Here is a 21,285-nt window from a genome sequence, read left to right on the forward strand (position 1 = left end):
CCCAACCGACGCCCCGGATTGTCCATCGGATTCGGACTCAACGGCACCGGCGACGACTCAGAAGAACCACCCGAACGCGGCTCCCTGGCCGGTACCGGCTTCCCGTCGCCCAGCGTCCGGCCGGGATTCGCCATCGGGTCGGAGTGCAACTGCGACTCGCCGGAACCCTGCGGCTTCGTCTCCGGCGCGGGGAACGGATTCTCACCCGGACCACCCAACCGACGCCCCGGATTGTCCATCGGATTCGGACTCAACGGCACCGGCGACGACTCAGAAGAACCACCCGAACGCGGCTCCCTGGCCGGTACCGACTTACCGTCGCCCAGCGTCCGGCCGGGATTCGCCATCGGGTCGGGGCCGGTGCCGCTCGAAGCCGGGGGTTTCGATGTCCCGCCCTGACGGTTCCCGCCCTGAGAGTTCCCGCCCTGGGAGTTTCCGCCCTGCGGATTTCCGCTCTGGTGGTTGCCTCCCTGCGTGTTGCCGCCCTGGGAATTCCCTCCCTGCGGGTTCCCGCCCTCCTTGCCGGAGGGCACCGGCGGTTTGAGCGCGGGGGCCACCGGGGTCGGCGGGGCCTCGCCCGGAGGCGGTGCGGTCTCCGTCGTCTCCTTCCGGGGCGGCGGCGCGCTCTGGCCGCTGTCGGAGTGACTGCCCTTGCCGGAACCGGAGTTCGTGCCGGAACCGGGCTCGTGCGGTGGCGGCGCGGTCTCGATCTGCGTGTGGCTGCTGTTGCCCTGGTTGGACCGCAGATTGCCGCCGCCGTCGCCCGAGCCCGCCGCGTCGCCGCCGTTCTGCCGCCCGCCCGGCTTGTCGCCGAGCGTCGCGGGCTGGTCATGGCCGGGCCCCGTACGCGCCGGGGCCTTCGGCGCGGGCGGCGCCGTCGATCCGTTGTCGCGCGGACCACCGCCGCGGTTGCCAGAACCCGGTTCCTTCCAGAGGCTGTTGGGGTCCGGCTTGCCGCCGCCGAGGCGGTGCCCCGGCCCGTCCATCGGATTCGACCCGCCCGGCCCGCCGGGCTTCCCTTCGGTGCCCGATCCGGACGATCCGTCGGAGCGGCCGTGGGAACTCGTCGCGGGATAGTCGTAACCCGGCCCGGTCGGCTGCGCCTTCGACGGACCGTTGCTGCCCGGCGCGTCCGGATTCGGTTCCTTCCAGAGGCTGTTGGGGTCCGGCTTGCCGCCGCCGAGGCGGTGGCCCGGCCCGTCCATCGGGTTGCCGGAGCCCGAACCGTCGGGACGGCCGTGGGAACTGGTCGCCGGGTAGTCGTAACCGGGCCCGGTCGGCTGCGCCTTGACCGGCCCGCCGCCCTCGGCCTTCGTGCCGGGACCGGGGAACGGATTCTCGCCGGGACCGCCCAGCCGCCTGCCCGGATTGTCCATCGGATTCGGGCTCAGCGGCTTGGCCGACCCACCGGACCCCTTGGACCCGTTGGAACCGTTGGAACCGCTCGAATCGCCGGAACTCTCGCCGTACGGGCGGTCCTTCACGCCGTGCGGGTTGCCGGGCGGAGCGCCCAGCGTCCTGCCCGGGTCCTTCGCACCTCCCGGTGAACCGTCCCCCTTGCCCGAAGAGCCCGACGACCCGTTAGAACCGCCGTCACCGTACGGGCGGGACGTCACCCCGTGCGGGTTGGCGGGCGGAGCGCCCAGCGTCCTGCCCGGATCGGACTCGCCCTTGCCCGACGAACCCGACGAACCCGATGAACCCGATGAACCGGACGACCCCGACGACCCGTTCGAACCGCCGTCACCGACCGGACGGGTCTTCACCCCGTACGGATTGGCCGGCGGAGCGCCCAGCGTCCTGCCGGGGTCCTTCGACCCCCCGGCGGAGTCGTCGCCCTTGGGGGCGGGCGCGCCGACGTCGCTGCTGTGGTGGCCGCCGCCGGGTCCGCTGTTGGTGCCGCTGAACTCGCCGCCGGAGGAGTTCTTGGTGACGATCGGTCCCGAGTCGGGGGCGGGACCGCCCTTGCCCGATCCGTCGGTGATCGGCGTCGCGTGGTCGCCGCCGCCGATCCGCGACGGGGGCGGACCGATCGGGGACTTCCCGCCGCCGCCACCGCCGCCCAGCGGTTTGCCGCCGATCGGCGTGGGAGGCGGAGGTGAGACGGGCGGTGGGGCCCCGGTCTTGGGGCCGGAGCCCGGCTTTCCCGGACGCGGGGTGTAGTGGAAGGCCCCGAGCCCGCCGCTGATGCCGCCGAAGGCACCGCCGATGCCCAGGCTCCACGCCTCCATGCTCCAGTCGACCTCGTAGTCGGTACCGGCGATGTCCGCGCCGATCTTGCCGACGGCGATGTCGAAGGCGAGGTTGGACGCGGCGCCGATGACGGCGCTGCCGGTGATCTCGATGACCGCGGTGGCCACCGAGCCGATCCGGGCGGCCATCTGGGCCATGATCGGGATCAGCCGGGCCAGCAACTGGCCGATCATGGCGAGCAGTCCGCTGAGCAGCGGGCCGAGGGCGAAGAACACGGCGCCGAGCAGGGCGCCGAGGATGTCGGCCCACATCGCGGCGTTGAGCTTCTTCGCGTACTCCGCCGCGGCCTTGTGCAGTTCGTCGGCGTAGCGGTTGATCGTCTGGCCGATGGTCCAGGCGGTCTCGGCGGCGCTGTCGATGGTCGGGGCGACGCCCTCCTGCCAGGCCAGGCGCGCTTCGTCACCGGCTTTGCCGGTCATGCCGAGCTCGGAGACGTAGCCGTTGACGGCGACTTTGCGCTCGTGGAGGTCGTCGCCCATCCGGATCCAGGCGTTGCCCAGTTCGTAGATGTCGTCGAGCTTGATGGTGTTGAGTACGGAATCCGCGTCAGCCATGGTCGGGGCCGCTTTCCTCGGGCGTACCGCTGCTACTCGGACGAGTGCTGTTCTCGGGGCCGCCGCCCAGGCGGGTCACGGGTCCCGTGACGTACCGGGCCACGTCGGGCTGCCTGGCGGCGGGTTCGGGGGAACCCGGATCGTCGCCGTGCCCCGCCACGACGCCCGCGGGCACCGGCTCGGCGGCGGGGCCCGGTACGTTCACCGGCTCGCCGCCTTCACGAAGAGCCGTTCCGCCAGGGGCCGTTACGCCACGGGCCGTTCCGCCGGGGGCCGTTCCGCCGGGGGCCGTTTCGCCAAGGCCCGGTCCGCCAGGGCCCGTTCCGCCAGGGCCCGTTTCGCCGGGGGCCTCTTCGCCCAGCTCGTCGATGGCGACCTGGACGATGGCGGGGACGGCGGAGCTGCGCCGGATCAGCGTGCCGCGGCCCGGCTGACGCCGGTAGGCGCGCTGGTCGCCGATCAGGACGCCCTCGCGGTGGTCGCCGGACAGCAGCAGCCCGTCCGTGCCGATCTCCTTGAGCTTGCTCAGCAGGGGGTCGGACAGCAGGGCGCGGCTGGCACCGCCGACACGGCGGGCGAGCACGAGGTGGAAGCCCAACTCGGCGGCCTGCGGGATGAATTCGGCCAGCGCGGCGAGCGGGCCGTGGCCCATGGTGCCCGCGGCCAGGTCGTAGTCGTCGGCGACGACGTACAGCTCGGGGCCGTGCCACCAGTCGCGCGCGGCGAGTTGGGTGGCGGTGACGTCGGCGGGGGGCATCCGGGTGCGCAGTGTCTCGGCGAGGGCCTGCGCCTGGGCCGCGACCAGGTCGGCGTTGCCGCCGCGGGCGCCGATGTACTCGTCGGGCACGGTGCCCAGCAGGCTGTGCCGGTAGTCGACGACCATGAAGCGCAGGTCGCGCGCGCTGTACCGGGCGGCCAGGCCGCGCATCCAGGCGCGCAGGAACGCGGTCTTGCCGGAGCCGGAGTCGCCGAAGACGACGAAGTGCGGGGCGTCGGCGGTCAGGTCGAGGCCGACCGGGCGCTGGTCGGACTCGCGCAGGGCGATGGGCACTTCGCGGGCGCCGAGGGCGGGGCCGTGGCCCTCCCAGCGCTCGGCGGGCGGCAGCGCGGCGGCGGCCGTCAGCTCGCGGACGGTGATCCGCGCGGGCAGCACGCGCAGCGCCGGTGCGGCGGGCCGCCGCCAGCTCTCGGCGAGCCGGGCCACCAGCGCCTGCCCGGCCTCGGCGAGCCCTTCGACGCTGTCGACGGCGTCGAGCCGGGGCAGCGCGATGTGGTGGGTCAGGCCCGCGGCGGCAAGGCCCCGGCCGGGGATGCTCTGGCCGAGCACGCGGGCGGCGGGGCGGCTGATCTCGGACTCGGTGGGGTCGTTGAGCCGCAGTTCGAGGCGGCCGGGGATGCTGTCGCGCAGGCCGATCCGTACCTCGGCCCACCGGTTGGCGGTCAGCCAGAGGTGGACGCCGACGCCGAGGCCGCGGGTGGCGATCTCGGTGAGGGTGACGACGGCGTTCTCGTCGGCGGTGTGCAGGGCGGCGAGGTTGTCGACCACCAGCACGACGTCGGCCGACCGTACTCCGTCGGGGACTTCGCCCGCGGCGCGGCGGGCGCGCAGTTCGGCCGCGGACTGGATGCCCAGGTCGCGGAACATCTGCTCGCGCGCGGTGACCAGGCCGGTGATCTCGGCCAGCACCCTGCGGACCCGCTCGTCGTCGCGGCGGCCCGCGATGCCCGCCACGTGCGGTGCGTCGCCGAGGCCGTGCAGCGAGCCGCCGCCCATGTCGATCCCGTAGAACTGGAGCTCGTCGGGGGTGTGGGTGAGCATGGCGCTGAGCATCGCGGTGCGCAGGAAGGTGGACTTGCCGCTCTGCGGGGCGCCGACCAGGGCGATGTGGCCCTGACGGCCCGCCAGGTCCAGTACGAGGGGCTGCTGTTCCTGCCGGGAGGGCACGTCCAGCACGCCGACCGGGAACTTCAGCTCGCCGGAGTACGGCCACAGGGCGCAGCGCAGGCCCAGTTCCGGGTCGGCCTCCGGTTCGCCGAGCAGCGGGTCGAGGGTGAAGCGCGGGGGCAGCGGCGGCAGCCACACCTGGTGGCCCGCGGTGTCCTTGTCGGCCAACCGCTCGACGGCGAGCTGGAGTTCGGTCGAGCCGCCCTCCGGGTCCCAGTCCCAGCCGGGCGTCTCGGCCTCGTCCGCGGCGAGCGGCGCGAGGTCGCCGTGCACGGCGAAGGGCACGGGTTCCAGGGCCGGTCCCGCGCTGTCGGCGTCGTGGTCCTGGTAGGGCGCGGAGACGTACGCGACGCGGAAGCGTTCGTAGACCGACTCGTCCACCTTGAGGTAGGCGGAGCCGGGGATGGCGGGCAGGGTGTACGCGTCGGAGGTGCCGATGACGGCGCGGGACTCGGCGGCGCTGAAGGTGCGCAGGCAGATCCGGTACGACAGGTGGGACTCCAGGCCGCGCAGCCTGCCTTCCTCCAACCGCTGGGTGGCCAGCAGCAGATGCATGCCGAGCGAGCGGCCGACCCGGCCGATCTGCACGAACAGGTCGATGAAGTCGGGGCGTTGGGAAAGGAGTTCGCCGAACTCGTCGACGATGATGAGCAGATAGGGCAGCGGCTCCAGCGGTTTGCCGTTGATGTCGGTGGCGCCCGCCGCCTGCCGCAACTGGTATTCGCGGACGGAGTCGACGTTCCCCGCCTCGCGCAGCATCCGCTGCCTGCGCTGCTGTTCGCCGCGCAGCGCGTCGCGCATCCGGTCGACGAGCGCGAGGTCGTCGGCGAGGTTGGTGATCAGGCCGGAGACGTGCGGCAGTTCGGTGACGCCCGCGAAGGTGGCGCCGCCCTTGAAGTCGACCAGGACCAGGGCCAGGTGCTCCGGCGCGTGGGCCATGGCGAGTCCGGTGACCAGGGTGCGCAGCAGTTCGCTCTTGCCGGAGCCGGTGGCGCCGACGATCAGTCCGTGCGGGCCGATGCCGCCCTGCGCGGACTCCTTGAGGTCCAGGGTCAGCGGTTCGCCGGTGCCGGTGACGCCGATGGGGACGGAGAGCAGTTCCCTGTCGTCGGGTGCGCGGCGCAGGGCGGCCGGGTCGAAGTGGGCGATGTCGGGGACGCCGAGCATGTCGGAGAGGGAGACGTGTTCCGACAGGACCTGTTCACGCTCGCCGGTCAGCCGCAGCGGGGCCAGCGAACGGGCGGTGGCCTCCAGGACGCCGGGCGCGACCTCGTCCACGACGGCCTGCTCGACCGGGGCGTGCAGCGCGGCCGTACGGCCTTCCAGCGCGAGGCCGCCGCGGGCATCCGTGCGGGCGCGTACGTCCACCCGGCCCGGCTCGGAGCCCTCTTCCTCCACCAGGCACACCACGTGCACGCCGAGGTCGGGGCCCGCTTCGGTGAGCAGGTCGGACAGCAGCGCCGAGCGGGCCCACGGCGCGTCGGGCTCGTATCCGTCGAGGAAGACCACCACGTGACCGCGGGGCCTGGTGTCGCGCTGGGAGATCAGCCGGGCGTTGCGCTCGGCGCGGGCGGCGACCGCCCGGTCGAGGGTGGCCTGGAGGTGGTCCTGGAGTCCTGCGAGGTCGTCGGCGAGCAGCGGCACGACTTCCTGTTCACGGCGCTGGGCCTGGTCGGGCTGCTGGGCGTGCGGCAGCCACTTGGCCCAGTCCCAGTCGGAGTTGCCGCCGGTGACGACGGCGATCCGCACGTCGTCGGGGGCGTGCAGCACGGAGAGCTGGAGCAGCAGGGTCTGGGCGAGCTTGCGGGTGCGGTCGCGCGGGCCCAGCAGGCTCACCACGCCCGCGGCGCGCAGGTCGAGCCAGGCGGCCTGGTCGGCGACGGTGCCGTGCGCGCGGACCAGTTCGGCCGCGGCGTGCTGGCAGGGCGTGTCGACGTCGATGGTCGGGTCGTTCTGCCCCGGCATCTGGAGCGCGTCGGCCGCCGCCACCGTGCCGGTGCCGAGCCGCAGGTGCAGGAAGTCGTCGTCGCCCGGGCGGCGTTCCCAGACCCGGCGGCGGCGGGTGGCGATCGCCCAGAGCCGGTCCGGGTGCGGGTGCCGCCAGGCGTCGGCGGCGCGCTGGCCGAGCTGGGAGCGCATGACCTGCTTGCGCACCCCGGCCAGATACTCCAGGTACCGCTCCCGCTGCCGGTACTGGTTGCGGCGGCGGTGGCTGCGCAGTTGCATCCGGACGCCGATGGTGATGCCCACGGAGACCACGACGAAGGCGATGCCCAGCAGGATCATCCACGCCTTGCCGTAGGCGATCATGTACGCGGCCATGCTCATGCTGGACAGCAGGGGCAGCAGGAGCATCAGCCAGCCCGCGGCGCCCTGCGGCTGTGGCCGCTGGGGCAGGCCGGCCAGTTTCGTCCGGCCCTCCGGCATCGGCGGGGGCGTGATGCGGACGGGGCGGTGGAAGGGGATTCGACTCACGATGGCTGCCTAGCGGGCTGTCGGGGCGGTGGGGGCGAGGTGGCGGGGGCGGTGCGCCGGCACTAGAACTCCATGGTGACCGCGGTCTTGTTGGGGTCGGTGACCGCGGCGGGCGGCTTGTCGCTGGACTTCCCGTCGTCACTGGTCAAGGCCGTGCGGAACGACTTGAAGGCGTCGGCGATGCCGTCCTCGGCGGTGGTGTAGTTGTACGCGGCCATGCCGACCCCGTCGGCCAGCGCGGACAGAACTCCCTTGTGCGGGTCGTCCTCCGTGCCGAACAGCTCGGTCATGACCGACACCCACTTCTTGTTGACCTCGTCGGCGTCCGAGGCGGCCTGGCCCTGCCAGGCGACGTGCAGTCCCTCCAACTGGCCCCGGATGGTGGTGAGGCTCGACAGGACGGTCTTGCTGAGGGTGACCAGGTCGTTGGCGTCGGACTTCAGGCCCGTCGGGGAGATGTTGAGGACGGAGGTGTCGTAGTCGGCGGTGCCGGAGTCGGCCATGACGCGCCTTTCTCGGGGAGCGGATACCGGTGCGGCACCTGCATGCTGACAATTCCTCATATAAGTGGTAAACCTGGCGGTGTCCTGCCGGGCCCATGCTTGGCGAACCGGCCGTGCGGTCGGCGCGAGAGAGACGAGGCAGACGACGTGACCGATCCGATCACCTCGAAATACGACACCACTCCGCTGCCCGATCCGCCCGCGGACGGGTCGGAGACGCCCAACCCCGACCACGACAAGAACCTCGACGGCCTCGTGCCGACCGACAAGGTCATCTGGTCCACGCCGCCGTCCTTCAACATCGACCCGAAGGACAGCCAGTCCGACCAGGGTTCCGGCCCCGACCCGAACTCGTACGAGGCCGCGGCGGACCTGAAGATCGACCTGAGCGCGGTACGCGTCGCGGAGAAGTCGATGCTCACGGAGGCCCGCGGCGCGGTCGACCGGTACGAGGAGCTGCGCAAGCGGGTCATGGCCGTCAAGGGCCATGTCTTCGGGCAGGGCGCCCAGGACAAGAACGCGGAGGGCGAGGGCCACACCTCGCTCTCGTCCGGGTACGACCCGTCGGTCGGCAAGACGCACGACAACCCGTTCGCCGAGACCGGCGTGAAATTCGGCGCGGACATGAACCCGGCCCAGGACCGCGCCCTGCTCCAGATCGGCTCGACGCTGGAGAAGCTCGGCGAGTACATCGCGCTGCTCAACCACTCGGGGCAGGTGTACGCGCACACCGACCGGGAGTCGCGCTTCCCGCCGCCGCCCGCGGGCTGAACGCGCCGCCGCGTACCGCCCACGCGGTGCGCGGCGGCGGCACTCAGCCATGGGTCCCGCCGTCGCTGAGGTTGTTCAGATTGACGTGCTCGGAGTCGTGGTAGTTGTTGTACGACGTCGTCATCCGCGAGGCGATGTCCTTGAGCAACTCGTCCAGTTCGTGCTGGACCTTGTGGAACCACGTCATCATCGCCGCGAACGACTCGTGCGACGGGCTGGACCAGTCGGCGCCGATCTGCTTCACCTTGGCGTCGATCGAGTTCATGGTGGTGGTGATCGTGCCGGACTCGCGTTTCACCACGCCGATCGCGTCGTTCAGCGCCGCGAGGTCCGCGCGCCACTCTTCCGGGGTCGGTTGGTCCGACATCCGCGGGTCACCTTCCTTTCAGCCGCTCCGAAGTCCTGTGCCGAAGTCCTGTGCCGGGCCTGCGCCGAAGTCCTGTGCCGGGCCCGCCGCCATACGGTGCGCCCGCCGGGCAGCGGGGCGTACGTCCGCCCGCGCGGTCAAGCGGCGCCTCCCGGGGGGAGGTCGGCGGGCAGCAGCGTGGTGAGCAACTCCACGTCGGCCGCCGCGAGATCGACGGCGCTCAGGTCGAGTTCGGCCACGCGGTACGCGTGCCGCTCGGTCATCCGCTGGAACACCTGCCGCGCGCTGCGCCCGTTGCCGAACTGCTCGCCGCGCGGGACGGCCGCGAAGTAGTCGTGCAGCGCGGCCGTCGTCTGCGGCGCGAAGGTGTACTCGTGGTCGACGGCCTGGTGCTCCACGATCCGCACCAGCTCCTCCGAGGTGTAGTCGTCGAAGAGCAGGGTGCGGGTGAAGCGCGAGGCCAGGCCCGCGTTGGACTCCAGCAGCCGGTTCATCTCGCTCGGGTATCCGGCGACGATGACCACCACCTCGTCGCGGTGGTCCTCCATCAGCTTCACCAGCGTCGAGATGGCCTCGGAGCCGAAGTCGGTGAACTGCCCCTGCGGCACCAGGGAGTACGCCTCGTCGATGAAGAGCACCCCGCCCAGCGCGCGCCGGAAGACCGCCGTCGTCTTGGGCGCGGTGTGGCCGACGTACTCGCCGACCAGGTCGCCCCGGTCGGCCTCGACCAGGTGTCCGCGTTCGAGCAGGCCGAGCGCGGCGAGGAAGCCGCCGTACAGGCGGGCCACCGTGGTCTTGCCGGTGCCGGGATTGCCCGCGAAGACCAGGTGCCTGCTCAGCGGCGGCGCCGCGAGCCCGGCCTCCTGGCGGACCTTGACCATCTGCATGAGCTTGGTCAGCGTGACCACGTCGCGTTTGACGCTGTCCAGGCCGACCAGGCGGTCCAGCTCCACATGGAGTTCCGCGAGCTTCGCGCGGGCCGCCTCCGCGGTCGACTCGGTCTCACCGGCGGCCTGTTCGGCCTTCTCCGCGGCCGAGCGGGGCGCTCCGGCGACGGCGGGCACCGCGACGCGCCCCTCCTCCCCCGCCGCCGGGGGCGCGAGGGTCGGCAGGAGCGGATCGGTCGCGTCCTGGACCAGGCAGTCCTCGGCCCGCACGTCGGCCTCGTCGTCCCGCAGCAGGTCGGTGTCGGTGCCGTCCACGGTGCAGCGGCGCAGCAGGAAACGCGAGCGGGCACCGGCGTAGACGGCGGGGAAGCGGCTCTTGGTGAGGTGGCAGTCCTCGTACAGGCCCTCGCCGCCCTCCTCGACGAACAGCGCGTTCTTCGCCGCGCCCTCGACGGTGAGGCCGCGTACGCGCGGCCGGGCCCCGGCGCGTACGACGACGCCGCTGCCGCGCGGCTCGCGGACCGCGCCGCCCTCCACGACGGCCGTGCTGCCCTCCTCCAGCAGCAGGCCCGCGGTGCCGCTGCCGGTGACGGTGACGTTCTCCAGCCGGGCGCCGGTGTCCCGGCCGACCCGGACGCCGGTCTCGCCGGAGGCGGTGATCTCGCACTCCGCGAGCAGCGGGCGGTGCGTGGTGTGCAGGTGTACGCCCTCCCGTCCGCCGGACACCCGGCAGCCGCGGACGGCCGCGTCGCCGCCCTGCACGTACACCCCGGCCAGGCCCGCGTCCGTCATCTCGCAGTCGTCCGCGAGGAGTTCGGACCGCTCGGTGACCCGCACGCCGTACTCGGGCGAACCGCTGACGGTGCAGCCCCTGGCATGCAGGCGGGCCCCGCCGCCGAGGTGCACTCCGGTGTACGCGGTGTCCCGTACGGTGCAGCCGGTCAGCGTCACCTCCGCCTCGGCCACCGCGTACAGGCCGTTGGCGCCGCTGCGGGCGAAGGTGGAGTCGTGCGCGGTGGCCCGGCCCGCCCCGCTGACGGCCAGCGCGGTGTCCTGGCAGTCGACGGCCCGCACGCCGGTCAACTCGGCGGTGGCCTCGGCGGTGACCAGGATCGCGGCGCCGGTGGTGTGGTGCACATGGCAGCCGTCGAGCAGGACGGAGCTGCTGCCGTCGGCCAGTACGCCGGCGCCCTCGGTGCGGAAGATCTCGCAGTCGCGCAGCCGTACGCCCGGGGTGTCGTGGCCCGGGCGGGCGGCGGATCCGGTGGCGGGCGCGGCCGGTTCGGCGTCCTCGCCGTGGGCGAGGGGCCGGTGCCCCGTGCCGGAGGCCGCGCGGGTCAGGCGGCCCGCCGTCTCGCGGACCCAGACGCCCGCGGCGCCCGTCTCGTGCAGGCGGCAGTCGCGCAGCGCCGCGGTGGCGTGTCCCTCGACCACGACGGCGGTGCCGCCGCTGCCGCGGACGTCGCAGCGGGTCAGCGTCGCGTGCGCGCCGCCCGTGAGCAGGACGCCGCGCCCGCTGGCGCCGTCCACCAGGGCGTCGGTCAGCTCGGCGCGCGCCTCGTCCTCGACCACCAGGCCGTCGCCGACGCAGCCGCCGACGGTCAGATTCTCCAGTGTGGTGCGGCTGGTGCCGGTCAGCCGGACCGCCGCGCCCTCGGCCTTCCGTACCGAACAGCCGCTCAGCAGCGGGGCGGCGGTGCCCGCGACCTCGATCCGGCCGCCGGTGATCTCGCAGTCCCGCAGCACCGGTTCGCCCGCGCGCACCAGCAGCGCGGCCTCGCGGGGCACGGCGGACACGAGGGTGAAGCCGCGGATCTCGGCGCGGCCCGCGTGCACGGTGACGGCCGGGCCGCGGACGGCGACCAGCCGTACGGCGCCCTTCGCCACCAGGGTGACATCCTTGTCAAGCAGCAGGCTCTCGCTGTACGTGCCCGCCTGCACGGTGATGACGGCGCCGGTGTCCGCGCTCCGCACGGCCGCCGCGATGGTGCGGTGGCCGCCCCAACTGCCCGGCGCCACGCGCTGGGCGGCGGCCTTCACCGGGCGCTCCCGGGGGTCGCCGGCCGGGTCACGGGGCGGGTCGAGGAGAGGGTCCCGGGCCGACCAGACGCAGGCCGACCGGACGCGGGCCGCTCGTACGGCGCCCGCTCGACAACCGGCCGCCCGGCCAACGGCCCTTCTGCCAGGGGCAGTTCCGTCACCGGCCGCCCAGTCAAGGGCCGCTCCGTCAACGGCCGCCCGGCCACCGGCCGTTCCCTCACCGGCCGCTCGGCCGCAGGTCGCTCGGTCACAGGCCGCTCCCCAGGTCGGCCAGCCAGCCGAAGAGGCCGAACACCCCGGCGGCCAGCGGTACGGCGGCCACGAACAGAACGCTGGTGACGGCCGCGGGCCAGGTCGGGCGGTCCGGCTCGATGGGCCGCAGAGCCGCGCCGAAGGCGAGGAAGAGTCCGCAGGCGACCAGGACGGCGCCCACGCCGAAGGCGGCCAGCGGGCCCGCCAGCCGCGAGTCGAACGCGTACAGCGGCACCCGTACGGTCAGCGCCACGAGCCCCAGCACCCCGGCGGCCAACTGCGGTACCACCGCGCTCAGTACGCGTACGGTCGCGGCCTGGAGCAGCAGTCCGACGCTGACGCAGCCCGCCAGCACGAGCGCGTAGACGTCGAGGGACGCGCTCAGGGTGAGCAGGGCCGCCGCGAGGAACACCCCGCTCACCACGCTGAGCAGGGTGAGCAGCGCGTTGCTGCGGTGGACGACGGTGGCCACGGTCCCGTCGTCCAGCGCGGGCGCGCTGACGTCGGGTCCCGAGGGCACGAGCACCGCGATCTGGCCCGCGGCCCTGGGCAGCAGACCCGCGGTCAGGAACAGCGCCACGGACACGACGGCGGCGGAGCCGGTGAGCCCGGCGTGCGAGGCGGTCAGCGCCACGGTGAGCAGCGCGGCCACCAGTGTGAGCAGGTTGAGCACCACGGTGGCGGGCGACGGCAGCGCGACCAGCCCGATCACCGCGCCGAGCACGGCGAAGACGGAGACGAGGACGGGGGTGGCGACCGGGCCGTGCACCGGTCCGTCCAGGCCGACGCAGGCCAGCAGCGGGACGGTGGCGAGCGCGAAGAACTGCCGTACGGCGCGCGGCAGCGGCCAGTTCTTGCGCTCCGCGTACCAGGCGAGCAGCGCCGAGCAGAGCGCGGCGAGCGCGAACAGCGCCGCCCACGGGCCGGCCGGCCGGAGCGCGCCGAGCCAGGCCGCCGCGGCCACCATGAAGATCAGGCCCGCGCCCACGACGCACTGGGCGCGGCGGCGGGAGCTCCACAGGCCGCCGTCGTCCTGGGCGCTGGCGACCTGTTCGTCGAGGTCGGTGACGGTCAACTCGCCCAGTTCCGCCGCCCGCTGGTCGCGCAGGTACAAGGTGGCGCCGTCCACGATGCCCGCCGCCGACAGCGAGTCGCCGGGGGCCATCGGAGCGCCGCCCGACTCGGCGAGCGACCAGACCGGCGGCAGCGCCTCGGACTCGGACTGCCCGCACAGGGAGGCGAGTCGGGGAACGTACTCGGCGATCGGGGCCTGCGCCGGAAGCGCGAGGTCGATCCGCCTGCGTTCGCCGACCACAGTAACCCGGCAGCGTTCATCGGGCACGGATGTTTCCTTCGGTGTCGGACCTCACGGCCGCGCGTCCGCGGGCCGCGGTGGGTCGGTGCCGCCGGGGTTCGGAGACACCGACGTCAAAGACGGCGTTCGGCGGCGCCTGGTTTCGGTGGCGTGGGGTTTTTGTGACGCGTGGTCTTCGTGGTGCCGGTCTCAGTGGCGCCAGGTGGAGATGTTGGACCACTCGGCGTCACTGTAATTGCTCCAGTTCACATGCATCGCCTGGGCGATGCGGCCGAGCACACCGTCGGGTCCGAACAGGCCGTCGGCCGCCAGGTCCCACTCGTTCTGCATGTCCTGGTAGTAGGTGGCGGCCTGGCTCTCCCGCCACGCCTCCACCATCGGCGCCAACTGCGACTTCAGCGACTGGAGTTCGCCGGAGATCTCCCCGGCCCTGGCGTTGATCACGCCGCCCGCCGCCGCCAGTCCCTCACCGACGTAGATCGGCGTGCCGTCGATATCGGCCATGAATCGCTCCTCGTTGTGCGGCCCGGATCAGTTGAAGTTGGTGCCGGACGGTGCCTTCGGCAGGTCCTCGCCGAGCGCGGCGAGGTTGTTGAGGTTCTGCTGCTCGGAGTCCTTGTAGTTCACGTAGTTGCCCTGGAGGCCCTTGGAGATTCCCTCCAGGGCGTCGTGCAGCATCCGCGCGTAGACGTCGTACTCCGCCATCAGCGTCTGGAACTGGTTGTGGGCGATGCCCTGCCAACTCGCTTCCAGACTGCTCACATACGTCTTCAGCTCCGCCAACTGCCCGGCGATCTCGCTCGCCGTGGACATCGTGTTGCTGGAGGCGGTGGCCAGGTACTCGGGTGTGACCCGGTACGTGACGCCACCGACGCTCACAGAAGGCTGGTCAGCCATGGAATCCGCCCTTCCTCGCCCGATACCCCGGCAGTCAAACACCGTTTGGGCCCGGTCCGGGCCGCACGAGCCGCAGTGAGCAGAGTCTGAGCAGGTTCTGAACGCGTCGGGAGCGGGGGCCCCGGGCCGGTGTCAGTCGGGGAGGTGGCGGGCGAAGCGGGCGTGGGTGGTCTGGCGGCTGGTGCCGAAGGCGCGGCCGATGGCCTCCCAGGAGACGAGGGAGCGGCGGGCGGCGCGGACGGCTTCGCGGCTGAGCGCGGGGGCGGTCTCTTCGACGCGGGCGACGACGCGCAGCGCGGTGAGGGGCTGGTCGCGGGAGAGTTCCTCGACGCGCCGCCGCAGGGCGGCGAGCATCTGCTCGACGTCGTGGGGGACGGCGCCTTCGGTCGCGGTGACGTGGTACTCCCAGTCGGCCATCGGGCCGGTGCGGGAGTCGTTGCCCTCGGTGGCGTCGTCGTCGCCCCGGATGATGGGGTGGGTCTCTGCGCCGCGCCAGCCGCACTCGCAGGCGCCCTTGACGCCGATCGCGCGGGGGCCGTCCGCTCCGTTGTACGACCACCAGGGCTGACGGCCCTCGGGCGGCGTCGCCGGTTCCGCGCCGTCGGCCAACACCGCTGTCACATAACCGGTGTGGCGCCGGGTCTCGTCCACCCACTCCATGGCTCAGCCCTCTCCGCACCGGGAAAAACGTTCCTCAAGGTTCCCTGACAACGCGCTCGGCTGTCAAAGAATTTTGACAGCCGCGCCGTTGGCACCTGCCCCGGAGGCCCCAGGTGGCTCACGCCTCGCGCAGGGCCTGTTCCACGGCGGTGCGGACGCGGGCGTCCTCGGCGGCTTTGCGCTTGGTGCGGGTGCGGCGGGTGTGGAGGAAGGCGGCGACGGCCAGGGCGAGGAGGACGAGGACGAGGGCGCTGAGGGTCCAGGGGAAGGCCCAGGTGTGGGCCGTGGACTGGACGGTCTTGAGCTGGGTGGTGGAGCCGGAGGCGTCGGTGAACAGCGGGGTGAGGGTCACGGTCGCGGTGAGGCGGACGGCGGGGGCCACGTCGTGGACGGGCACGCTCACCTTCCAGCTCTCGCCGGGGAGCAGTTCGGGCGGCGTGGCCGTCTTGCCGCCGGTGACCGCGAACCAGCCGAACAGGCCCTTGAGCTTCACCGACTGACGGGTCGACATGATCGCGTTGCCGGTGTTGCGGATGCGGTAGGTGACGGTGGCGTCGCCCTTGGAGAAGGGGGCGGCCGTACCGCCGTAGGAGACGTGCAGGTCCTCCACCGCGAGCGTGGGCTTGATCGCGCCGCTGACCCGCAGCTTGATCTTGATGCCGAGCCGCCGGTCGACGTTGATGCCCTGCGCGTCGTCGGGCTGGGTCAGCGAGGTGAGGATGCCGCCCACGTAGTCGCCGGGCGTCGCGTTGGCCGGGATGGCGAGGGTGAAGGGCACCTCGACGGTCTTGCCCGGCTGGACCACGACGCGCTCGCGCGCCGCGCGCGCCCACACGCCGATCGCGCGGGACTTCTTGTCGGCGGGCAGCAGGTCGAGTTGGCCCTTGTCGGTGGTGAAGCCGTCGGCGGCGTACACGCCGAGGTCGACCGGCGCCTTGCCCCGGTTGGCGACGACCATCGCGTCCTCGACCTTGCCGCCGGGGTTGACGGCGTAGCTGTAGCTGGACCGGTCGGCGCCGAAGCTGTTCGACGCGGTGCGTACGGTCCAGGCGACGTCGCCCTCGGCGGCGGCGGCCGGTCGCGCGGACAGACCGGTGACCGCGAGGGCGAGGAGCAGCGCCAGGACGGCGGTACGGACGAAGGTGGCGACGACGGTCGTCCGGCGGGTCACGGGCACATGCATGTCGGGGTCCTCGGGCGTTCTGGTCGGAGCTGTCGGAGCTGAGGAACCGGTGGGGCGGGCGCCCGCGGGCGCCTGCCCCACCGGGTGGTGCGGGGTCACTCAGGTGGAGCGGTCAAGCGGTCGGGATCAGCTACTGAGCGCGGTGATCGTGAGAGTCGCGCGGTAGTCGCCCTTGGCGACGCTGCCCGGGATCTTCAGATCCAGGTCGGCGCCGAGCTTGGCCGTGCCCTTGGTGTGGCCCTGGTCCGCCCAGCCGAGGCCGCGCGAGACGGACAGGCCGGAGCCGCCGTCGTAACCGGAGTTGACCGTGCCGCCGGCCTTGGCACCCGCGCCGGGGGCGAGGATCTTCGGCGTCCAGCCGAGGTACGCGCCGGAGAACTTCTTGGCGCCGTCCGTGAAGTCGCCCACGCTGGCCGAGATCGACCAGGGAGCGAGCGAGCGGCGGCTGTCCGACACGACGATCGGGTTGATGGTGCCCGTCGCGTCGAAGTAGTCACCGTCGTGGTCCTTGGCGGTGCCGAGGTCCACCAGGCCGTTGTAGCCGTCGATGGTCCAGCCGAACTCGCCGGGGGGCGCGGTGGGCACCTTGACCGCGAGGTCCTGGCCGGTGCCGTGGTACGGGTGCACCGTCACCTTGTCGACGACCGAGCCGATCGGCTGGCCCTCGGGGGTGTTGACGCAGGAGACCTGGCCCAGCTCGACCGCCGCGTTGGGCGCGGTGCAGGTGCCGCTGCGCAGGTTCTCGACGACGAGCTTGTCGTTGCGCACCTGGACCTTGACGTAGGAGCGCACGTGCTCCTGGTTCTGCACCGAGTTGTACCAGTAGCTGTCCGGGTTCAGCGGGTCGGGACCCTGGCCCGTGACACCGGTGCCGCTGCTGTCCGGCTTGGTGATGTCGTAGTACTTCGAGCCGGACGCCGAGTTGGCCGTCACGTAGAGCACACCGCCGGGACCGGGGTACACGTCCGCCTGGCCGGGCTGCTCGGCCGCGTCCGCCTTCTGACCGTTCTTGATCAGGTAGCTGCGGGAGTAGCTGTGGTCGTGGCCCTGGAGGACGACGTCCACGCCGAGCTGCGAGAAGGCGGTGGTGAAGTCGGTACGGCGCTGCTTGTTGTCCGAGTCCTTGGCGTGGCTGGCCGGGGAGTAGATCGCGTGGTGGTACGTGAGCACCTTCCACTTGGCCTCGGAGCCGTGCTTGTTGATGATGTCGGTGACGTACTTGACGTGCGCCTCGTCACCGCCGCCGCCCGAGGAGGCGGCGTAGCTGTTGCTGTTCAGGTCGATGAACAGCACGTCCTTGTAGATGTACCAGTAGTCACCGCCCGAGGTGTTCGAGCCCGGGTTGCCGTTGGCGTAGTACGGCGCCGAGCGGTCGGTGTTCGGGGTGTACAGGTGCTGCTCGTACGCCTTGCCGCCGACGTCGTGGTTGCCGATGGTCGCGGCCCACGGGTACTGACGGAGCTTGTCGGGGGCCAGGAAGGAGTCCCACTGCGCCTCGGTGTTCGCGGTCTCGACCTGGTCGCCGCCGGACACCAGCAGTTCGGCGTTCGGGTTGGCGGCCAGCGAGACGTCGAGCGTGTCCTTCCAGCCCGCCTGGTCCTTGGCGAGGTTGCCGGAGGAGCCGATCTGCGGGTCGCCGTAGAACAGGAAGTCGTAGTCGCCCTCGAAGTCCTGCGTCTTGAAGGCGTAGGTCTGCGACCAGTTGCCCACGGAGCCGACACGGTAGGAGTACGCCGTGTTCTCCTTCAGTCCGGTGATGGTGGCGTGCCGGTTGAAGCCGCCGCTGGTGGCGATGTTCGCCCCGCCGATGGCGTCGAACGTGGCGGCGTCCGCCGGGAATTCACCGTTGACCAGGGTCGCGGTCGGGGCGGCCTGGATGACCTGGGCCGTGTCGGCCGAGGAGTACCAGGTCACCGTGCGCTGCGTCTCGTTCGCGCCGACACCGAGGATGATGCTGGTGAGGGCGGCGGGGTCGGCGGCCACGGCGGGGGAGGTGAGTCCCGCGCCGACGGCGAGCGCCAGACCCATGGTGACCGCGGTGGCCCCGGTGACCACGCGGCGTCGTACGGACCCGTGGGTCCGTACCGATCTGATCGATCTCATCTGTGTTTGTTCCTTTTTGGACGGAACTGCATGGAGCTGAGGTCATCAAGCTCCCATCGGTTGGTAAACAGGCGGCAAATGCGATCTTCGCCTGACCTGAACTTCACCTCAGTTGAAGGCTCAGCCACCGCCCACCCGTTGCAGGAACCACACAAGTCCCATAAGCGCTACACCTGCGGAAACGGTGCCGGTCACCCAGAGCCCCGCGGTCGGCGAACGGCGGCGCAGCAGGGCCAGCAGCGGGAAGACGACGGCGATGATCGACAACTGCACGACCTCGATGCCGACGTTGAAGACCAGGAGGGAGCCGAGCAGCGTCCAGGACCACGCCTGGTCGATGCCGAGCGCGCCCGCGAAGCCGAGGCCGTGGACGAGGCCGAAGCAGAAGACCACCGCGAGCCGCAGCCAGCCCGCCCGGTCGAGGGCGACGTGGTCGCGCAGGAAGCCGCGTCCGCCGGAGCCGGGCCCCGAGCCGGAGGCGCCCCGGGCCGAAGCGCCCGGATCCAGGTCGGAGGCGTGGCTGCCGCGCTGCCGTATCCGCCACAGGTGCCAGCCCGCGACCACCGCGATCGACAGCGCGATGACCGGCTCGACCAGCCGCGACGGCACGTCGACCGCCCCGAGCGCGGCGAGCATGAAGGTCACCGAGTGCGCGAGCGTGAAGCTGGTGGCGGCGAGCACGATCTCGCGCAGCCGCCGCGACCCGGCGATCAGCGCCAGCAGGAACAGGATGTGGTCGGTGCCGGTCAGCAGGTGCTCGGCGCCCAGCCGGAAGAACTCCCAGAACCAGGCGTACCAGGGCTGGTCGATCGAGAAGGACGGGTGCGCCGCGTCGAGCGCCGCGCTGCCGGAGCGGCCGTCCAGGTCGTACGTGACGATCGTCTTCGTACCGCGGACGTATGTCTCGCTGTCGGGGAACAGGCCGCTGCGGACCCGGTGGTCACCGGCCAGCTCCTGGCAGTCCCAGTCCAGCAGCAGGACGGTGTACGGCACGCCCTCCTGCCGGTCCATCGTGAAGTCGCCGACCTGCTCCGGCGCGCACGCCTTGCCCGCGGCGGTGACCGAGAAGCGCTGGGTGACATAGGCGACGGCCGACTTCTTGTGGGCGTTGAGGGCCGCGGCCTGCGCTGTGGTGTCACCGGCGTCGAAGGCGCCGTTGCCGGTGCGGAAGAGGTCGTCGTCATGTTCGGCATCGGCAGCGGATATGACAAAAAGGTCGTATTCAAGCTTGAGGGAAGTACGGACATGGCCTTCGTCCGCCGCCGTCACATGGACGTACGCGGTGGACGAGAAGCCGTGGGCGAACGCCGGTTGGACGGCGCCGAGGAAACCGATCAGCGCCGCGGCGATGCAGATGACGGCGCGACGGACCCGCTCTGACATGGGACTCCTTGGGTAGGAGGAGCACGCTGCACGTCACGGGTGAACTGAAACCGGCGGGTCGGCGAACCCTGGGCCAACAAGGTCCGCAAAGGCGTTCGAGGTTCCCCACGGAGGCGATCGGCGTCGCAGGATGGACCCGCGGCACCCGCCCATGGCTCTCACCAGGGCGTTCTCTCGTCACACCGTTCACAGCAAGCCCTCGGCACCTCGCTCACCCCTTATCGCTCAGCGCTCAGCACCAATCGCTCAGCGCTCACCGCTCACCTCTCACCGCTCACCACTCATCTCGGAGGACGATCGACGTGCGCCCCCCGCTTCGGGCCGTTGCCATGCTGGCGGCGGTCACCGCGCTGGCCCTCGGAACCGCCGGATGCGGCTCCGACGACGACTGGTCGCAGCCGCGCGCCAAACCCTCGCCCGTCGGCACGCTCGGCCCGCGCTTCGTGGACAGCGTGTCGCCGCCCGCGCCCGAGTCGACCGTCACCCCGGCGCCCGGCTCGTGGGAGGGCGTCCACCCGCCGAAGGGCTACCGCGTGGTGCTGCTCAGCGCGGGCACCGACCGGCCGACGCGGTCGCTGGTCGACGCGGTCGAGAAGTGGGCGGACGAGGAGCACGTCAAGCTCAGGACCGTCGTCGCGGACGGTGCGGCCGACCTGCTGCCGAGCGTCACCAGGGCGCTCGACATGCACGCGGACCTCATCGTCAGCGCGGGCAACGACCTGATCGACCCGCTCGTGCCGGTCACCGCGAACCACCTGTCGCAGCAATTCCTCGTCGTGGGCGCGGAGTTGGCCGAGCCGACGCACAATGTCACCGCCGTCGACTGGTCCGGCGCGTCCTTCCGCGGCGAAGGGCTCGGCATGTCCTCGACGTACGACGCCGGTTCGTTCACCGCCGCGCGCTGCGCGGCCTCGATCAGGGCGGGGGTCGCGGCCGTGCTCAGCGACCTGACCGGGATCGTGATCTGGCTCGACAAGGTGTAGGCGGAGCCGCGGCGACCGCCCGGAACCGCGAACGGCTCCTATACTCCCTGCTCATGACCGACATCGACGAGCAGGGCCGGCCGCTTCCCCCCGAGACGGGCGGGGAGACCGAGACACTGTTGGGCTTCCTCGACTTCCAGCGGGCGACGCTGGCGTGGAAGTGCGCGGGACTCGACGCGGCCGGGCTCGCGGCGGCCCTTCCCACGTCCGCCATGACGCTGGGCGGCATGCTCAAGCACCTGGCGTACGTGGAGCAGTGGTGGTTCTCGCAGTGGCTGGCCGGGCGGTCGCCGGAGGCGCCGTGGGACACGGTCGACTGGTCGGCGGACGCCGACTGGGACTGGCACTCGGCCGCGGACGACACCCCCGAGCAGACCCGTACGCTCTGGGAGGACTGCGTCGCGCGCTCGCGTGAACTGACCGCCGCGGCGCTGGCCGAGGGCGGGCTCGACACGCTCTCGCGGCGCGCGGACTCGGCGGGCCGGGCGCCCAGCCTGCGCTGGATCCTCTTCCACATGGTCGAGGAGTACGCGCGGCACGTCGGCCACGCGGACCTGATCCGCGAGTCGGTGGACGGCCTCACCGGGGAGTAGCGGGCACGCCCCGCGCGGCGGTGAGTTGGGGAGCCACGACGGGGGATGCCTGACGCCATGTCACCACGGCGACCGGCGGGGGCGTTCGGCGACGAGGGCCAGTGCCTGACGGACCGTCACA

15 protein-coding genes are annotated in these 21,285 nt (G+C 72.2%); 3 read left to right on the forward strand and 12 right to left on the reverse strand.

Annotated features, from left to right (window positions below; translation table 11 throughout):
- From ACIO6U_RS29330 to ACIO6U_RS29340, 3 genes are all read right to left on the reverse strand, one after another.
- Window positions 1-2,807 (reverse strand): hypothetical protein (locus ACIO6U_RS29330; protein WP_401723662.1); only part of this gene is annotated, 2,807 nt, incomplete at its 3' end.
- Window positions 2,800-7,227 (reverse strand): type VII secretion protein EccCa, encoded by a 4,428-nt coding sequence (gene eccCa / locus ACIO6U_RS29335; RefSeq protein ID WP_401723665.1) that lies wholly within the window; start codon window positions 7,225-7,227, stop codon window positions 2,800-2,802. The genes eccCa and ACIO6U_RS29330, both read right to left, overlap by 8 nt.
- A 62-nt stretch (window positions 7,228-7,289) precedes the next feature.
- Window positions 7,290-7,730, reverse strand: a complete 441-nt coding sequence (locus ACIO6U_RS29340) for a hypothetical protein (RefSeq protein WP_355344251.1) — start codon at window positions 7,728-7,730, stop codon at window positions 7,290-7,292.
- Window positions 7,731-7,877: 147 nt separating this feature from the next.
- On the opposite strand from ACIO6U_RS29340, the gene ACIO6U_RS29345 reads away from it, so the two are divergent.
- Window positions 7,878-8,501 carry a hypothetical protein gene (locus ACIO6U_RS29345; RefSeq protein WP_355344254.1) on the forward strand — a complete coding sequence of 208 codons (624 nt, stop codon included), beginning with the start codon at window positions 7,878-7,880 and terminating at the stop codon, window positions 8,499-8,501.
- A gap of 43 nt (window positions 8,502-8,544) precedes the next feature.
- On the opposite strand, the gene ACIO6U_RS29350 is transcribed toward ACIO6U_RS29345, so the two are convergent.
- The 9 genes from ACIO6U_RS29350 to ACIO6U_RS29390 form a co-directional block, all read right to left on the reverse strand.
- On the reverse strand, window positions 8,545-8,868 hold the full coding sequence (locus ACIO6U_RS29350; RefSeq protein ID WP_355344257.1) for a WXG100 family type VII secretion target: 324 nt from the start codon (window positions 8,866-8,868) through the stop codon (window positions 8,545-8,547).
- Window positions 8,869-9,005: 137 nt separating this feature from the next.
- Window positions 9,006-11,795, reverse strand: a complete 2,790-nt coding sequence (locus tag ACIO6U_RS29355) for a right-handed parallel beta-helix repeat-containing protein (RefSeq protein ID WP_391161557.1) — start codon at window positions 11,793-11,795, stop codon at window positions 9,006-9,008.
- A gap of 247 nt (window positions 11,796-12,042) precedes the next feature.
- Window positions 12,043-13,389, reverse strand: a complete 1,347-nt coding sequence (locus ACIO6U_RS29360; RefSeq protein WP_401723669.1) for an EsaB/YukD family protein — start codon at window positions 13,387-13,389, stop codon at window positions 12,043-12,045.
- A gap of 162 nt (window positions 13,390-13,551) precedes the next feature.
- Window positions 13,552-13,866 (reverse strand): WXG100 family type VII secretion target, encoded by a 315-nt coding sequence (locus ACIO6U_RS29365; protein ID WP_188281815.1) that lies wholly within the window; start codon window positions 13,864-13,866, stop codon window positions 13,552-13,554.
- Between the two features lie 27 nt (window positions 13,867-13,893).
- Complete coding sequence (locus ACIO6U_RS29370; RefSeq protein WP_223186817.1) at window positions 13,894-14,259, reverse strand: WXG100 family type VII secretion target; 366 nt, start codon at window positions 14,257-14,259, stop codon at window positions 13,894-13,896.
- A gap of 132 nt (window positions 14,260-14,391) precedes the next feature.
- Window positions 14,392-14,919 carry a hypothetical protein gene (locus tag ACIO6U_RS29375; RefSeq protein ID WP_355344267.1) on the reverse strand — a complete coding sequence of 176 codons (528 nt, stop codon included), beginning with the start codon at window positions 14,917-14,919 and terminating at the stop codon, window positions 14,392-14,394.
- Window positions 14,920-15,037: 118 nt separating this feature from the next.
- Complete coding sequence (locus ACIO6U_RS29380; RefSeq protein ID WP_391161559.1) at window positions 15,038-16,102, reverse strand: WxL protein peptidoglycan domain-containing protein; 1,065 nt, start codon at window positions 16,100-16,102, stop codon at window positions 15,038-15,040.
- Between the two features lie 126 nt (window positions 16,103-16,228).
- Window positions 16,229-18,205: a fibronectin type III domain-containing protein gene (locus ACIO6U_RS29385; protein WP_401723674.1), complete on the reverse strand. Its 1,977-nt coding sequence runs from the start codon at window positions 18,203-18,205 to the stop codon at window positions 16,229-16,231.
- Window positions 18,206-18,325: 120 nt separating this feature from the next.
- Window positions 18,326-19,588, reverse strand: a complete 1,263-nt coding sequence (locus ACIO6U_RS29390; RefSeq protein ID WP_355344276.1) for a HupE/UreJ family protein — start codon at window positions 19,586-19,588, stop codon at window positions 18,326-18,328.
- 302 nt (window positions 19,589-19,890) lie between these two features.
- On the opposite strand from ACIO6U_RS29390, the gene ACIO6U_RS29395 reads away from it, so the two are divergent.
- Window positions 19,891-20,571 (forward strand): hypothetical protein, encoded by a 681-nt coding sequence (locus ACIO6U_RS29395; protein ID WP_391161561.1) that lies wholly within the window; start codon window positions 19,891-19,893, stop codon window positions 20,569-20,571.
- Window positions 20,572-20,624: 53 nt separating this feature from the next.
- A complete protein-coding gene (locus ACIO6U_RS29400; protein ID WP_401723677.1) occupies window positions 20,625-21,164 on the forward strand; it encodes a DinB family protein in 540 nt (179 codons plus the stop codon).
- The last annotated feature ends 121 nt before the right edge of the window (window positions 21,165-21,285 follow it).

Source organism: Streptomyces sp. NPDC087422 (genome assembly GCF_044744145.1).
In the GTDB taxonomy this organism is placed as follows: domain Bacteria; phylum Actinomycetota; class Actinomycetes; order Streptomycetales; family Streptomycetaceae; genus Actinacidiphila.

Coding starts and splice junctions, on each gene's coding strand:
- ACIO6U_RS29390 (WP_355344276.1), bottom strand. CDS start 19,588: ATGTCAGAGCGGGTCCGTCGCGCCGTCATCTGCATCGCCGCGGCGCTG.
- ACIO6U_RS29375 (WP_355344267.1), bottom strand. CDS start 14,919: ATGGAGTGGGTGGACGAGACCCGGCGCCACACCGGTTATGTGACAGCG.
- ACIO6U_RS29350 (WP_355344257.1), bottom strand. CDS start 8,868: ATGTCGGACCAACCGACCCCGGAAGAGTGGCGCGCGGACCTCGCGGCG.
- ACIO6U_RS29400 (WP_401723677.1), top strand. CDS start 20,625: ATGACCGACATCGACGAGCAGGGCCGGCCGCTTCCCCCCGAGACGGGC.
- ACIO6U_RS29370 (WP_223186817.1), bottom strand. CDS start 14,259: ATGGCTGACCAGCCTTCTGTGAGCGTCGGTGGCGTCACGTACCGGGTC.
- ACIO6U_RS29385 (WP_401723674.1), bottom strand. CDS start 18,205: ATGAGATCGATCAGATCGGTACGGACCCACGGGTCCGTACGACGCCGC.
- ACIO6U_RS29340 (WP_355344251.1), bottom strand. CDS start 7,730: ATGGCCGACTCCGGCACCGCCGACTACGACACCTCCGTCCTCAACATC.
- ACIO6U_RS29380 (WP_391161559.1), bottom strand. CDS start 16,102: ATGCATGTGCCCGTGACCCGCCGGACGACCGTCGTCGCCACCTTCGTC.
- ACIO6U_RS29365 (WP_188281815.1), bottom strand. CDS start 13,866: ATGGCCGATATCGACGGCACGCCGATCTACGTCGGTGAGGGACTGGCG.